Below are 16,236 nucleotides of genomic sequence, written 5' to 3'. Positions count from 1 at the left end.
TATTAGCTCTCGTAAAAGACCTGAGAAGCCTTTGCGAGATACTCAGCGTCCTTGCTGCCGGCTGTCTCATAAGGAGAATGCATTGCAAGCTGCGCAAGTCCGATATCTACTGTGTTAACTGCAACCTGTGATGTAGAAATATTACCAAGGGTTGAACCACCAGCCATATCAGATCTGTTGGTAAAGGTCTGGAATGGAACGCCAGCCTTTTTGCAGACCATCTTGAAGGTAGCTGCAGAAACCGCATCAGTAGTGTATTTCTGATTAGCGTTATACTTAATAACAATTCCCTTGTTCATAACTGGCTTATTAACAGGATCAGCCTTATCTGTATGATTAGGGTGAACTGCGTGAGCATTATCAGCAGAGATCATAAAGCTGTTAGCTACTGCTGTGTAGTACTGCTGCTCACTTCTTCCAAGAGCTGCATTAATCCTTGTAAGTGTATCCTTAAGGAAGGTAGAAGCCGCGCCCTGCTTGGTTCCTGAGCCAACCTCTTCATTATCGAATACACAATGAACCTGACAATTGTCAGAATCTGCAGCCTTGATGAAGCCATCAAATGTAGTAAATACGCACTCCTGATCATCAAGTCTTGAGCTTGAGATAAACTCATTGTCTGCGCCCCAGGTTGTGTACTTCACTCTATTATATAAGAAGAGATCGTGTCCGATAATCTCATCCTTCTTAACTCCTGCGCTCTTTGCAATTATTTCAAAGAACTTATCCTTGGAGTTAACATCGCCAAATACAGGAAGCATATCTCTCTGAGCATTGTACTCATAGCCCTTGTTAGCTTCTCTGTTCATGTGAATAGCAAGAGCTGGCATCATAAGAAGATCTCTGTCTACGTTAACAAGCTTAGTCTTGATACCGCCCTTCTTATCTGCAATGATAACTCTTCCAGCTACAGATAAAGGTCTGTCAAACCACTGAGCGCAGAGCATTCCGCCGTAGCCCTCAACATTGAGCTTGATGTAAGCATCAGATACTTCCATCTCAGGATTCTCCTTGATCTTGAAGGATGGAGAATCGCTGTGGCTTGCTGTCATGTAGAAGCCCTTGAAATCCTTCTTAGGAATTCTGAAGGAAATGATTGAAGAATCATTTCTGGTAACAAAATACTTACCAGCCTTTAGTTTCCACTCATCTGTCTCCTTAAGCTCTTTAAAGCCTTCAGATAACAGGCGCTTTTTAAGGTTGTCTACAACGTGAAAGCAAGTAGGGCTCTCATTTATAAACTCAAGCATTTCAGTAGTTACATTTGTCTTTTTCATGGTTAAACCTCGAAAATTATATTATTTATCGCATAACACGCGATTCAGAATACATGCGTTATTCTGGATAACGACCAAGCCTGATCATTAACCTGCGTAGAAGAACCAGATGAAAAGATATCCCATAACAACTGCTGTAAGTGTAAATGGAACACCGATCTTCATGAAGTCTCTAAACTTAACCTCATAGCCTTCCTTACGAAGCATACCAACACCTGCAATATTAGCAGAAGCTCCGATAGGAGTAAGGTTACCACCAAGAGTAGCACCAATGAGAAGTCCGAAGTAAAGAAGAAGTGGACTTACATTCATAACAGCTGACAGACTGGCAAGTACTGGCAGCATTGTTGCTACATAAGGAATGTTATCGATAAAGGCTGAAATAGCAACAGAACCAAATACGATAACTGTATATAGAAGGAATACATTGCCCTTTCCTGCATCAGCGATGATCTGAGCAAGCTCGTCAATTACTCCAACATTAGTAATACCAGCAATTACAACGAAGAGACCAGCAAGAAGGAACATTGTATCGTAGTCGATAGCCTTAAGTGAGTGCTTCATACTCTCAGTTCCCTTAGATAAGAAGATCTCCCATACAATATTGATGATTCCGCAAACCATACAGATAACACCGTTTGTGATCTCTGGCTTGTTCTGGAAGAAAGATGCAATAACAAGAAGAACAACGTGTCCAAGCATCATGATTGTTGGAACGTAATCTGTTACAGTTGTTCTTTCCTCTGAAGTAACAGGCTCTTTGTCCTTTCTGAAGATAAACATCATAATAGGTACAGTTGCAAGAGCACCAAGCTCTACAGCAAAGAAGATACCAGGATGACCCTGCATCCAGAAGAAGTCGTTAAAGTCCATACCAGCTGCAGCAGCAAGCATGATAGATGTTGTATCACCAACCAAAGTAGCTGCGCCCTGAAGGTTAGATGAAACAGCGATACAAATGATCATGTTAACAGGTGAGATCTTAAGCTTCTTACAAATGGCAAGTCCAACAGGTGCTACCATAAGAACTGTTGCAACGTTATCAATGAACGCTGAAATGATACCTGAGAACAGTGACATGAATATTGTTACCCACATTACGTTAGGTGAGATACGCAGAAGAGATTCTGCAATTCTATTAGGCATCTTGGACTCTATGAAGTAATCTACGATTACCATAGTTCCGAAAATCATCATAAGAACGTTCCAGTCAATGGCTCCAAATACCTGACCAACAGGAAGGATTCCTACAATAACAAAGATAGCTGCTGTAGAAAGAGCTACGATGGCTCTTCTCTTAGGAAGCAGTATCATAAGTACATACATAAGTACAAATAAGATAATTGCTGGTGTTTTCAATTTTATTCTCCAATCCAATTAAAAATAGGTTTCTCATCTGTAAAAAAGGACAGACTCGAAACCTATTATCGCACAAAATCAATTGATTATCCACTACTATCTAGAGCATCTGAGAATCTCAGTATAGGCAAGAATAAGCGGTGCTACACCCTTCGCTTCGTTCTCTACAACTGGCTCTGAGAAGTAGTATTCCAAAGAACCATCCCTGTGGTCCTTGCCTCCAAGACCAGCCACAAGACAAATACCTCCAAGTCTTGGAGAACCGTCCTCATTTCTTGAAAGATATTTGGAAGTAATTCCATCAAAGGCCTTCATAGCCACATCTCTAAATCTCTCAGGAAGGTATCCAAGGCGCACGCCCTTAAGCATTCCGTAAGCAATAAGAGCTGTTCCAGAGGTCTCCAGGTAGTTCCTGTCATCCTCCATCTTATCCACAACCTGATAGAACATACCACTTTCGTCCTGGTATTTGAGAAGGCTGTCACATAGCTCTTTTAACATAGTCTGGAGATAGCGGTACTCATAATACATGGACTCATGCATAGCCTCAGCAGTATCAACAAGAGCCACTGTAAACCAGCCAAGAGCTCTGAGCCAGAAGTTAGGACTGCAGCCTGTAGTCTTGTCAGCCCAGTACATCTCGCGACTCTCGTCGTAGCCATGGTAATAAAGCCCGGTCTTAGGATCCTTCATGAGCCTCTCAACGTTCTTGAACTGCTTGAAGGAATCAAGGCAGCCCTGCATCTTGTTGAATCTGGTCTCATATTCCATATAGAAAGGCTGAGCCATATACATGCCATCAAGCCACACCTGATTTGGATAGATGTTCTTGTGCCAGAAGTTGCCTTCCTTGGTCCTTGGCATTGTGTCCAGCTGCGCTCTTACAGTGTCCATGGCCTTTCTGTACTTCTCTTTGCCTGTGTACTCATATAATTTGAAGAGATTCTTGGAAGGATTGATGTTATCAAGATTGTACTCTGCAACATCATAGGTTTTGATCTGGCCATCCTCCTGAACGAACCAGTCCATGAACTTGTCCGCGAAATCAAGATACTCCTTCTTGCCCGTCATTTCATATAAGGAAAGAATGCTGGTGATCATGCATCCATCCACATAGTTCCACTTGTTAGGCTTGCCACTGCGAACCTTCTCGATATTCCAGTATGGATGCTCCGCATCAGAATTCTGAAGCAGGAAATCCACGTATTCATCCAGCATTTTGTAAGTTTCTTCTCTTGTCATAAGACCCCCGATATTGTGTGATTAGACAGTTCTTGTTGTATTATATTGGTTCACTTATTCCCCAATTGTGTTCTCTATGTAAGCGCTTACATTTTATCAAAAAAAGCCGTCTCCGTCAAAGGATTTTCACGGAAACGGCAAAGATTTTTAATTAAAGAAACGGATTTTCATTGTAGGGAACTCTTCGCAGGCATCTGCGCATAGTCTCTGGAAGGCAACAAAATACTTGCCAAGGGACATCTCCGCCCTGGCTGTGTTGTAAAAGATAAGGTTCCACTCAGAACCAAACTCAATAAGAACGTCGTTGAAGGCGTCCAGATTCATTCCATAATATTCCGGAAGAGGCAGCTCTTTGGCCAGCGCCTCCTGAAAATCTTCAATTGTAAGTACTTCTGATAAATCAATATAAAAAACCTGTTCCACTAAATAACTCCTAACTTGTATTGCTTTTTCTGCTTGCTCAAGGCTCGTATAACAACTCAAAGGTCTCGTAGTGATCCTCTGTGTAGTAGATGTATCCATCATCCGAATAAACAATTCGCTTGCTTCCACGGCTGTCCTTGCCCAGCGTATCGATGTCGCACTCATGGTACTTCTTATCCTCTGGAAGAACTCCTTCGTAGTTACCGAAGTAGTCGCCGCCAATGCACTTGTCATCTGCGTATCCCTCGAGAGATCCACCTGGCCAGCCCAGGGCCTTGGCCTCCTTCTTGGTAATGAAATTGTCAGGAAGATGTCCATAAATATGTATATAAAGAGCTACATCCTCCTTGGTGGTGTAAACGCCATCCTCTGCCAGCTGAGCTTCTTGGGATTCTGACTCTGTAGCCTGTTCTGTAGCCCCAGTGACTGCCTGCTCTGGTGTGACTTTGCCACGACATCCCACCATCGCAAAGGCCACCATCAGTAACAGCACTGCTGCGACAAATCTATTCCTAATTCTATTCTTTATAATTTTCATTATGTAATGTGATATTCCTTTATGTATTTTCCATCTCAAATATCTGTTCAGATATTCTCATTAAGGCATGCGTTCCAACACTCATCCATCGTATCTAAGCCCATCCACGTCGGTCTTCGCAACTCCAATGCACTCTGGCTCAGAATCTGAAGCACCCTGGATAGTCACGTTCCTGATCACAAGCTCAGACACATTCTTGGCATAAACGCTTCTGCCCTTCATCTCCTGGAAATTGTCCATCATTACAGGTCGCTCTGGCACCTGCTCTGACTCAGGCAGGAAGCTGGCCTTGATATTCTCAAGCACAAGCTTCTCAATAGGCCTCTCTGGAAGTCCCACAGCGCAAAGCACGCAGGCATTAACGTCTTCACAAACAATATCGCGCGCTATAATGGAACCGATAACAGGTGTCATCTCATCCACAGGAGCCTCTTTCTGGCTCTGAACATAGTCGCTGTGCCCATCAGGATCACAAAAATAAAACATATTAACAGTAAATGGCATGTGAACACCATTCATCTTAATCTTCTCAAATACAATATCATCAAGGACTGATCTCTCACCTCGTCCGCGACGGGTCTTGATTCTAAGTCCCCTGTCAGTTCCATCAAAGATACACTGAGAAACCCTGATATTCTTAACACCGCCAGCAGCCTCAGATCCCACAGTCACGCTGCCATGGCCCTTCTCAAACTTGCAATTTCGGATAACCATGTTCTCAGTAGCCTTGTGGTGATTAAGGCTCATGTAGTACTTGCCGCTCTTGATGGCCATACAGTCATCACCTACAGAGATCACCGTTCCCAGCACCAGCACATCCTTGCAGCTCTCCGGGTCAAGACCGTCCGTATTAGGAGAATCTGATGGATTCTGGATATGAAGATTAAGAAACGCCAGATTATCGCAGTAATAAGGATGCACGTTCCACGCAGGTGAATTCTGCACCTTGATATTCTGAACTCTCACATTATTACATCTGCAAAGATACAAAATATTAGGACGCCAAGCCACTCTCTTAACCTTTGGATTCACCCACCAGTCAGCATTCTGGGCATTGCCGTCCAAGGTTCCAGGTCCCACAATATCCACATTCTCAAGATCAATACCAGTAATCAGAGAAGCGAAGGAATCAAGAGGATTGCCCTCCCAGGTTCCAAGATTGAACTCATCCTTCTCATCTGTAGAGCGCACCATTCCTGGCATAATCGGATAATGCTCCCTGTTATTATCGCCAAGCAGGGTTGCTCCCTCATCCAGCCACAACGTCATATTGCTCTTAAGGAACAGCGGAGTCACATAGTAGGTACCAGCTGGTAAAAGAACTGTACCATTCTCAGGACAGGCACTGATAGCGGCCTGAATGGCAGGAGTATCATTTGTTATCCCATCTCCCTTGGCTCCAAAAGCCTTCACGTTCAGAAGATAAGACTCTGCCTGTGTTCTAAAACACCTGTTACTCTTAACCCCGTCAAACTCAACAACAATCTCATATTCGTGATCTGGTAAAAGACCTGTCACAGAAACCACATTCTTATCTGTGGTAATAATTCTATCGTCAATTCGGATATCATATGTTTTTTCCTGACAGAAACATGTATCCGACTCAAGCTCTATCGTAACGCTCCTCTTAAACACATCAACAATCTTAAATTCCATACCTTCATTCCCCGATTCTTTCTATATTCAATTGCAGCATTCATACACATATAGCTGCTACTAACCGCATTCTATCTAATCCTCATCAATCAATCCAATTGCTGATATACTCTGCAGTTCTTTCTATCTGCTCAAGATTAGTCAGACCCGGCTTCCCATCACCGTTCTGAATGCCATAACAGCCAAAATAAGAATGTATTCCACCACCAAAAACGATCTCCGTAGCATCCTTAGGCCAATTGCGCTTATTAAGTCTATAAGAGATCATATTTAAAACCCTGTCGTTAGATCCATATATTGAAAGGAGCCTGTAATCTGTATCAGACAGATCATCAACGCTATAAGACGCGCACAGAATAAGCCCCTTATAATTCTTATCACTATCAACATTCTTGGACAGATACTTAGCTGCCGCAGCTCCGCCAAGAGAGTGACCAGCCAGATACCAGTCTACACCATCTGCTAGAGCAGTCTCCTCTTCATAGCCCTTCTGAATACTCTCAACCGCATTCAATCTAAAGAACGCCAGATTCTCAGGCATCTTAGGCAAAAGACATACAATCCCCCTGTCAGCCAGCTCATACATAAGTCCCTCGTAGGCAGTATATTCTACCTTTCCACCGGGATAAAAAACTATGACCGCCCTGATATCCTTATCCACAGGGAGGAAAACCTCTCCCTTATTGTCTGAATAAGATCTTACTGTGTCCTTATATTTCTCTTTTATCACATTAATAGTTGCCTCATCAGCCCTGTAGTATTTGCTTGTATAGATCTTAAAAGCAATACCAGCGCCGATCAAGGCAACTAATAGTATCAAACATATCCACTTAATGATCTTCTTAAACTTAGTCTTACTCATATGGCAAAAAATATATCTCCCTAACCGCAAACCTCATCGATTATCCTGATAAGGTCCATAGCACTCTGAAACTCACGGCTCTCGTCCTTTTCCTTAAGGACAACGACGCCCTGCCAGGTGGCATCCTGCCTGTACTTGGTCTGAACAAAGAATGTAGCCTTTTCGCCCTTCTGATTCTGAACATTTTGTACAGAGCTCTTTTGCGCTATACTGTCTATCTTAAGTGTGGTGTTGTCGCGCCTCTTACCACTTCTCTTTTCCTTATTAAAATGTCTCTTTTCAAGAGCATCCTGTGGGAAATCCCACTCATCATAAAGATTATCTATAGAAACAAGCATATCAATAATTCCGGAAAAAGAAATAGCTTCCTTGTCGTATTGTTGGTATATCCTGCCCTGATAATCATTAGCCTCATTGCCATCAATGCATATACAAATAAGATTTCTGGCAAAAAGAAGAGCCTGTGCCATAATATGTTATCCTCGCCATATTGTCAAATTAATATCAAATTCGTATCTAAAGTCAACATAATCAGCCATATAGCCACTGATCATTATCAATTGGGAATAATTCCATCCACACAATTAATTATAAATTTTATGTATTTCTTTTGTCAAAAGAGAAAGAGGCCAGCCAGAAGAACTCTGGCCGGCCCCTATATAGAATGTTAAGAGTGGGTAAAGTTAGTTATCAGCCTTCCTCTTCTTCCTTTTTCTTTTTGGAAGTAACAAAGAGTGTAGCTGCGATAGCGGCTGCAACGATGATAGCAATTACTCTTGAAGGAGTATTTGTTAAATCGTCTGTTCCTCCACGTCTTGCGCCGAGAACAGCCTGGCCGTTACCTTCTTCTCTTCTTGCACCAAGTACTGCCTGAGCTGGTGCAGGTGCTGGTGCATCAGTTGTAGGTGTTCCACCACCGCCACCAGTTGGACCTGAAGGTGGGTTATCAGGAGGTGTAGGACGATTACTAATTGTAAGTGTACCGTCAACAAACTCTATATTGTAATTCTCAAGGATTGCAAATATTTCTTCATCTAATTCTTCGATAGGAATATCAGCATCCTCAGCATATCCAATATATGGATGAATCTTGTACTGTCCTACAGCATCTCCATCATCTCTGATGCAATATGTAGGAACTTCAAGTCCTGCGTCTTCTCCAAGAAGTTCAACAATAGTTGTTGTAAACTCTGGATCTGTCTCATCTACATACTTAGCCTTATCATCAGCTGTGATTGTAAGAGGAGCCTGTGCAATATTGAGGTATCCAAGGTTGTCACGGTTAAGAGTGAACTCAGACTTAACGCTTACACCATCAAGCATGATGTCGTAGTCGCCTGCAAGTCTGAACGGATATGATCCAATTTCTCTTCCGCTTGTCTCTACAACAGCTCCCTTAAATACGTATGTTACACCGTCCTTTGTAAACTCTACATCGCCATCTTCTGCATGAGCAACTAATACTCCAATTGAGAAGAAGTCTTTGATTGCATTCTTGATGGTCTCGATTACAGCTGCTACTCCATGAGTATCCTCAACGCCTACATTAGCTGTGATTCTGTATTCCTGGATGTAACCATTGTAAACGCTATCTACATCATTTGAACTAATAGCTATTTCAATTGGATTCTCTCTATGTCTGATTGTGAGCTTACCATCTTCTACTACGAATGATACTTTGAAGTTATCGTCACTGTTACCAAACATTGCAGTAACAAGTCCCATTGGATAGTCTTTATCATTAGTACCATCTGGTAAAATTCCGGTTACTACAGCATCATCATTTGTATCAGGTGTTCCATCACCATCAAAGTCAAATACGATATTGCTTTCATCATAGATTGCCTTGATCTCATCTGCGTCAAAGTATACAAATCCACTTGCGCCAGTTGTTGAAGCTGCTGTTGTATCTTCGAAGCTTACATCATAGCCTCTAGCCTCATGTTCGCTTCCATCAAAGTCGAAAGCAGCCTCATGACCAGTAATATTTACTGTAATAGCAAGCTTGTTGATTGTGAGATTACCATTTGTTACTGCGAAGGTTACTTCGAAGTTAGAGTTAGTATTTGTGATGCTATCTTCTGAAAGTTCCATGTCGTATGAGCCAACACTTGTTCCTTCAGCATGAGCGTCATCTTCATCAACTTCGAAATCAGCTCTTGTGTAGTACTCATCTTTAATTTCGTATTCGTAGCCATCAAGTTCCTGTAACTTGCCATTGTATGGCTCTGAAGCTGTCTTACCAGCAACAGTTACTGTTACGCTTCTAGGATTGATGATAACCTTACCATCTGTTACTTCGAATGTTACGTTAGAGTAGTTTTCACTTATATTAGTAAAGTCATCTTTTGACAAATGCATTTCATAAATTCCTGCATCAGATCCCTCTACATATGGTATTCCGTCTCCGTCAACTTCTGTCTTGTCTCCATGAGTATAAGTGAAGTCTGCCGCTGTGTAGTTATCGTTATTTGTCTTTACTGTATAGCCAGTTACAGAATATGTTGTTCCATCATAAGTCTCAGTTACTGTATCTGCTGTAATAGTTACAACAATCTCATCCTCAGATGCTGTAATGATAAGCCAACCATCAGTTACTTCAAATGAAACATCAACACTCTCGTTGTTATTCTTGAAGTTAGCTGAAGTAAGATGCATTTCATAAGTATCAGCATCTGTTCCTTCTACGTAAGGCTGACCATCTTCAGATGTAACGTCATCAGTTGAAACAAATTCGAAATCTCCTTCTTCATAATAATCTGAAGAGATATCGCCAACTGTGTAGCCTTCTACTCTCTGAGGACCTGCATTATAGACCTTAGTATCAGTATTACCAGAGATTACAACTGTAGCTGAAATCTTGTTAATCTTCAACAAGCCATCATTTACAACAAATGATTCATTGAAGTTAGTATCAGTATTAGCGAACATCGACTTATCAAGATCCAAAGGATACTCGCCAGCATCTGTTCCCTCTACCATAGGCATACCATCTTCATCAACTGTCATACCTTCTGGCGCATCAAATTCTACTTTTGTTACATCGTAGAGCTCAGTAGAAGCTTCTACAGTGTAACCAGAAACTGAATGTTTCTCTCTGTTATAACTTACTTCATCACTGTTAGCTGTAACTGTGATAGTAACGCCAAGAGGATTGATCTGAAGGAAGCCATCTACACTAATAGTGAACTTAACATCTGTGAAGTTAGGGTTCTTATTTTCAAAGTCGCTTGTCTTAAGACCCATCTTGTACTGAAGACCACCTTCAGTCTTAACATTGGTCTCTGTTATAGTAGCGTTACCATTAAATTTGAAATCAACATTGGCGCCACTTACTTTATACAGTTTATCTGTAGTAGTTGCTGTGAATCCATTTACAGTGTGTGGATTACCATCATATGTAACTATATCATAGTTACCAGTAATCTTAACTTCCACACCTGAAATAGGAGTAATCTCAACATAACCATCTACTACATTGAATTTAACCTTGCTGTAGTTCTGGTTTGTGTTTACAAACTGATCTTCTGCAAGATTCATGTAATGTGTTCCTGCATCAGCAGCTTCTACGTAAGGCACATTTGCATCATCTACTGTTACGTTTTCTGAAGGTGTAAATGTGAAGTCCTCGCCAACTACGTAAGACATATTTGGCTTTCCATCAACTTCTACATTAAATCCTGTAGCCTTCTTCTTAAGACCATCGTATACATTACCGGTGTTTGTATTACCAGTAATATTAACTGTGATCTCGATTGCATTGATCTTTACAAATCCGTCTACTACGTCAAGAGAATTAATTTCAAAGTTAGAATTCTCTTTAAGTGCAAACTGACCTACTGCAAGCCCCATAGGATAATCGCCTGCGTTTGTTCCCTCTACGTATGGCTCATCATTCTCAATTCTTGTATCTGGGCCAGGTGTGTAAGCAAGGTCATCCTTAGTAAAGAGGTCGTTACTTGCTGTTACATTATATCCCTGTGCTGAATATGGACTTCCATCATAATCCTTAGTAATGTTGTCACCTGTTACAGTAACATCTACCTTAAGAGGATTGATCTTTACATATCCGTCTGTAACGTTAATTGTTATCTTTGAGAAGTTATCTTTGTACTCATCCTTTACAGAGAAGTTATCCTCTGAAAGGTTCATATTAGTTGTTCCTGCATCAGTTCTTTCTACTGAAGGCTCAGTCTCACTATCGTAATCGCAGTTAAGCATATCGATTGTGAAAAGATCTGATGAAGACTCAAATGTGTATCCAACTGCTGTATGCTCTTCACTGTCATAATCAGCGATTGTATGATTACCAGTAATTGTAATAACAAGCTCATCACTTGAACCAGTAATATTTACATATCCATCAGTTAAATCATACTCAGTGATTGTGAAGTTATTATTTGTGTTCTCGAAATCTCCAGGTCTAAGTTCCATAGGAGACTTTCCTGAATTAGTTCTTGAAACATATGGCTTACCATTCTCATCAACAGTTGTCTGCTGGTTGTGTGAATATACAAAGTAATCAGCATTTACATCATAGAGTGTGCTTGATGCTGTTGCTGTATAGCCCTCTGCCTTGTGTGGATTGCCATCGTATGTAGCATTCACCTGATCACCAACAATTGTAACTGTGATCTTAAGTGGCTGAATTGTAAGTGATCCATCACTCTGTACTACGAATTTAACGTTAGTAAAGTTCTCGTTAGTGTTTACAAAGCTGCAAGTATCTGCTGTAGCACCATCTTCGCTTGTGCCCTCAAGACCCATGTCATATGTATCAACATCGGTACCATGTGCACCAGCAAAGCCATCCTTAAGCTTAAAGTAGTCTGCTGTGTAGCCTTCACCTTCGATCTGAACTACTTCGTATTCTTTATAGGTCTGTTCTACTCCTGTGTAATCAGAAGTCTTTGTAAGACCCTTAACGGTTACAGTTACTTCGATAGGATCATAGATTACATTGATAACCTGAGGAATTACATTACCCTGAGCATCAAATGTATCTACGTCAACTGTGAGCTCGTTATCCTGACGGCCATCTACGTAGCCCTGATCAGGCTTCCAAAGGTTAATTGTAGGCTGATCATCAGTCTGCTCTGTTGTAAGTGTAATCTTTGTGCCAACTTGAACTATATAGTTCTTAGAACTTCCCTTATAATTGTCCTCTGATACGCTTCCAACATAGTAGTTAACCTTATATGTTCCAAACTTAGCTTCCCATACAGCATATAAATAGTTAGGATATGGGTTACCTTCGTTTTCTCTGTTTACGTTATCAGCAATAATATACTTCTGGCCAAGAGCAACAAGAACTTCACCATTTGCTGCTGCTTCAGGATCAATATTCCATCCTACTAGCTCATAACCAGGATAATTGAATCCCTTAGCTGTTGCTTCTTCTAATGTCCAAGCTGTTACTGCCTGATTTACACGAATCTTGTTTCCATCAATTGTAGAAACTTCTGTTGCTGTACCCTGTCCTTTTCCAGGATCATACCAGATAGATGTATATACATCATCTGTTCCTGCACCAGTCTTTTCAAAGAGTGGACGAAGGAATACTTCGTTAATAACTGTCTCACCCTCTGTTCTGGAAACAATATAATCATCAACAATATCAAAGTGAGCATTTGGATAATAAAGTTCTGCAACATTGCCTTCGTTATCAAGGAGTTCCCATCCAATAAAGGTATACTTTTCAGGAGCCTTTGGTCCCTTAGTTACAACAACTGTTGAATCCGCTGCATAGTTGTATGTATCTAATGCAGATGGATCCATTTCACCAGTTACTTCTACAACTACACCATCTACTGTAGCAGTTCCTTTTTCAAGGTAAACAATGCTTACGCCACCAACTCTACGCCATTTAGCATAGATTGTAACTGCAGATTCTACCTTACCATAGTCATATGGCTCGCCATTAGCGTTAAACCAACCAACAAGCTCATATCCAGGTCTCTTAAACTTAGTTGTGATAGAATCCTTATCAATTGTATCACCGTGCCATGACCACCAGCCTGTTGACTGTCCATTTGTATTAACCTCATCATATCCAGTCTTTGTATCAGGATTGAAGTCATTATCTACGTTAAGATCAAGAACTACTGGGTATTCTGCTCTTGTAAGAACAATATATGCTCTTGTATTGTTATTTGCTGGCATCGTCTGGTTCCAGTTAAATGGAACTGTACCTGCCTGGTCAGCCCAAAGATATACTCCATCCTTTGTCTTAACTGTATATCCCTTAGGTGCATCAAAGCTCTTTGCTATGTTCTCTGCATCTGTCTTCTTACCAGAAAGAGCTGCTTCATAAAGAAGGCTATAAACTTTCTGAACGTCTACTGAAGATGATACAGGCTTACCGGTCATAGGATCGATAGGCTCTATAACTGATGCAATTGTCAGATTATAACTATTACGTACGTATCGAATATAAAGTGAAGTATTTTGATACACAACACTGTCGTCAACACTTATTTCAGACCATGGTCCATTACTACTTTTTGCATAATACTTTACTGAAAATCCATCATACTTATTTGAGAAATACCATGTTCCAGATCCGGTACTAACCACGCTATTAGTAGCTGTATTAGGATATGAACCATTCAAATTCTGCTTATAATGATAGAAATGATAGTATCCTGAAGCACTATCTGTACTGTAGAAATCCACATCTGTTGTAGTACTAAACTGTGCCAGGAAAGTCATCTGCGTTCCGCTTAAGTAATAATACGTTCCACCCCAGTCACTGTATGAATCAACAGCATCTGTCTCGTGCCAAACTCTTGTAGATGGCCATGTATAGGTATATTTTGACAATGGCTGTCCATAAAGACCTGACATGGAAGCTGGTGAATACGCCTTTATATTATATGCACCATTCCTTCCCACATTACATGTATAGAACTTGTATGTGATGAGTTTTCTGTCATAATATACATTTACAACTGTATCGCCCTTTGGTGAAATTTTATTTCCAAGAGAAGCATCTGCGTTCTTAACTTCATACTTATCACTTCTAAGCTGGAATCCACCAAAATGCTCAGGGTCTGATGTAACCTTATTAAGGGCACCACCAAGCATGCTATCTGTAATTACCTTGAGTGCTTCGTAGCTATCAACCACAAATGAATCGTCATAGTCATATGTTTTTTCAGAATTATTTGCAGTCTTGCTATCGTTGATATTCTGCTTCCAGATAACTACTGTGAATGAAGCTTCAGAAACTTCCCATCCAGCATATACCCATGTGGTATCCTCAATTATAGTATTCTCAAAATCAAAGAGTGTGCTGCAATCTGAAGTTGTGTACCAGCCAGTGAATCTATAACCATTTCTAGTTGGATCAGCTGGCTCTGTGGCATAGCCACCCTCTTTAACGAATTCAGGTTTTGTATAAGATGCTCCACCACCTGTTCCGTTATCATTCTCATCAAAGTGTACCCAGAAACCATCTTCAATAACTGCTGTAAGTGTCTGGTTCTTTTCCTTAGATGGATCAATTAGCTCGCCATCTTCGAAGAATTCATCTTCCTTATTTGTCCAACCTGTGAAGTTCTGTGTATCCTTTGCAGGAGTTACAGTAACATCAAGTGTAAGCTCAGGTGTTTCTCCAGCTTTAACAGTTACGTTCTTAACCTGAACAACCTGTCCGCCAACACCAATAAATACAACATGGTATGTTGTAATAATCTTTGCTCTAACAATATACTCCTTGTATGGAACGATATCAGCTTCCTGTCTCTCGCCAAATGATACTTCAGCGCCCCAGTCATTATTCTCATATATGAACCATCCCTTGAACTCTTCATCAGAAGTAAGATCAGGTATACCAGGGTTATTAAGAATATCGCCAGACTTTACAGTCTGCTCTGATATTGTTTTCCACTCACCATCTTCATAAATCTGGAATGTATAGGTCTCAATCTTACGCTCTACATTGTCATCATCTTCTTTTGCAACAACATAAATTGAGAAAGAATCGGTTGTGAATTCTGCACCTGATGAAGAAGCATCACCAATAACGGCTGCCTCACCATTATCCTCAACGTGCACAACCTTATAAGAATCACCATCAAGTGGTGTGTCGAATGACATTGTAACCTTTACTGACTTACCCTCTGCAGGCTCAATCTCTGCGCCCTTGAAATAGAAAGTAATATCAGCACCCTTAGCCTCAGCTACCGCATTTTCAAATGCATCGTCAGCTGCTGCCTTAGCTTCAGACTCAGTAAGAGCTTTGACAACCATGATTGTTCCCTCTGGGAACGCACCTGGCTCTGCTACAGCCTTAACTGTAACACCACCATCACTCTCTTCGAATGGAAGCTCTTTTTCCTCTTCCTCTACGATTTCCTCGATAGAAGAAGCCTCTGAAGAAGCCTCAGTTGCCTCTTCTTCTGAAGAAGCAAGAGAAGATGAATCGCTGGCTTCTGCTGCATCTGTGTCTTCATCTACAGTTGCATCATCAGTCTCATTAGTAACATCTTCTGATGCTACGTCAGTTCCTGCTGAAGCTGCGTCCTCTCCTTCTAATGATTCTGGCTTATCGCCATCCTCATTATTTTCTTCTGCAGGAGTCTCATCGATTATAGTAGGATCTGTCTCCTCAACTATAACCTCAGGCTCTGCTACATCCTCTGATGTCTCTTCTACTTCTGGAACGTCTTCCCAGATATCATCATTAGAAGATGTGTCGTCTACTATTTCTTCTGCTGCAGCATAAACGTGCGCTGAAGCAAGATCACTACCAAACATGGTTGTGATCAATGCCAATGCAAGAAGAAATGCCAAAAATCTGTTCCACTTCTTTAACATTTGAAAAACCTCCCTCATAAAGTTTTCTATAAAAAATGTTTGCAAGTGCGTTATTAGAT

9 protein-coding genes are annotated in these 16,236 nt (G+C 41.0%); all 9 read right to left on the bottom strand.

Going from position 1 to position 16,236, the window contains the following annotated elements; genetic code table 11:
* Positions 1 to 2 precede the first annotated feature (2 nt).
* A complete protein-coding gene (locus T541_RS0101395; protein WP_026651015.1) occupies positions 3 to 1,277 on the bottom strand; it encodes a M18 family aminopeptidase in 1,275 nt (424 codons plus the stop codon).
* Positions 1,278 to 1,364: 87 nt separating this feature from the next.
* Positions 1,365 to 2,636, bottom strand: a complete 1,272-nt coding sequence (locus tag T541_RS0101390) for an SLC13 family permease (protein WP_026651014.1) — start codon at positions 2,634 to 2,636, stop codon at positions 1,365 to 1,367.
* 96 nt (positions 2,637 to 2,732) lie between these two features.
* On the bottom strand, positions 2,733 to 3,878 hold the full coding sequence (locus T541_RS0101385; RefSeq protein ID WP_026651013.1) for a glycoside hydrolase family 88/105 protein: 1,146 nt from the start codon (positions 3,876 to 3,878) through the stop codon (positions 2,733 to 2,735).
* 147 nt (positions 3,879 to 4,025) lie between these two features.
* Positions 4,026 to 4,301, bottom strand: coding sequence for a barstar family protein (locus T541_RS18480; RefSeq protein WP_034465550.1), 276 nt, complete (start codon positions 4,299 to 4,301; stop codon positions 4,026 to 4,028).
* Positions 4,302 to 4,338: 37 nt separating this feature from the next.
* Positions 4,339 to 4,839 carry a ribonuclease domain-containing protein gene (locus tag T541_RS0101375; protein ID WP_081779811.1) on the bottom strand — a complete coding sequence of 167 codons (501 nt, stop codon included), beginning with the start codon at positions 4,837 to 4,839 and terminating at the stop codon, positions 4,339 to 4,341.
* Between the two features lie 81 nt (positions 4,840 to 4,920).
* Positions 4,921 to 6,495 (bottom strand): glycoside hydrolase family 28 protein, encoded by a 1,575-nt coding sequence (locus tag T541_RS0101370; RefSeq protein ID WP_026651011.1) that lies wholly within the window; start codon positions 6,493 to 6,495, stop codon positions 4,921 to 4,923.
* Positions 6,496 to 6,580: 85 nt separating this feature from the next.
* Positions 6,581 to 7,357 carry an alpha/beta hydrolase gene (locus T541_RS0101365; protein WP_026651010.1) on the bottom strand — a complete coding sequence of 259 codons (777 nt, stop codon included), beginning with the start codon at positions 7,355 to 7,357 and terminating at the stop codon, positions 6,581 to 6,583.
* A 20-nt stretch (positions 7,358 to 7,377) separates the two neighbouring features.
* Entirely contained in the window at positions 7,378 to 7,827 is a 450-nt protein-coding gene (locus T541_RS21780) for a hypothetical protein (RefSeq protein WP_034465547.1), read from the bottom strand.
* Between the two features lie 220 nt (positions 7,828 to 8,047).
* Positions 8,048 to 16,177 (bottom strand): InlB B-repeat-containing protein, encoded by an 8,130-nt coding sequence (locus tag T541_RS0101355; RefSeq protein ID WP_026651008.1) that lies wholly within the window; start codon positions 16,175 to 16,177, stop codon positions 8,048 to 8,050.
* Positions 16,178 to 16,236: the final 59 nt, after the last annotated feature.

Origin of the sequence: Butyrivibrio proteoclasticus P6B7 (assembly GCF_000622085.1) — a bacterium.
Lineage (GTDB): Bacteria > Bacillota > Clostridia > Lachnospirales > Lachnospiraceae > Butyrivibrio > Butyrivibrio proteoclasticus_A.
The sequence above is the reverse complement of the archived record's forward strand: the minus strand, read 5'-3'. Positions and strand labels throughout refer to the sequence as shown.

Excerpts from the sequence above, each read along its gene's own strand:
- T541_RS0101395 (WP_026651015.1), bottom strand. The coding sequence starts at position 1,277 with ATGAAAAAGACAAATGTAACTACTGAAATGCTTGAGTTTATAAATGAG.
- T541_RS0101385 (WP_026651013.1), bottom strand. The coding sequence starts at position 3,878 with ATGACAAGAGAAGAAACTTACAAAATGCTGGATGAATACGTGGATTTC.
- T541_RS0101375 (WP_081779811.1), bottom strand. The coding sequence starts at position 4,839 with ATGAAAATTATAAAGAATAGAATTAGGAATAGATTTGTCGCAGCAGTG.
- T541_RS0101370 (WP_026651011.1), bottom strand. The coding sequence starts at position 6,495 with ATGGAATTTAAGATTGTTGATGTGTTTAAGAGGAGCGTTACGATAGAG.
- T541_RS0101365 (WP_026651010.1), bottom strand. The coding sequence starts at position 7,357 with ATGAGTAAGACTAAGTTTAAGAAGATCATTAAGTGGATATGTTTGATA.
- T541_RS21780 (WP_034465547.1), bottom strand. The coding sequence starts at position 7,827 with ATGGCACAGGCTCTTCTTTTTGCCAGAAATCTTATTTGTATATGCATT.
- T541_RS0101355 (WP_026651008.1), bottom strand. The coding sequence starts at position 16,177 with ATGTTAAAGAAGTGGAACAGATTTTTGGCATTTCTTCTTGCATTGGCA.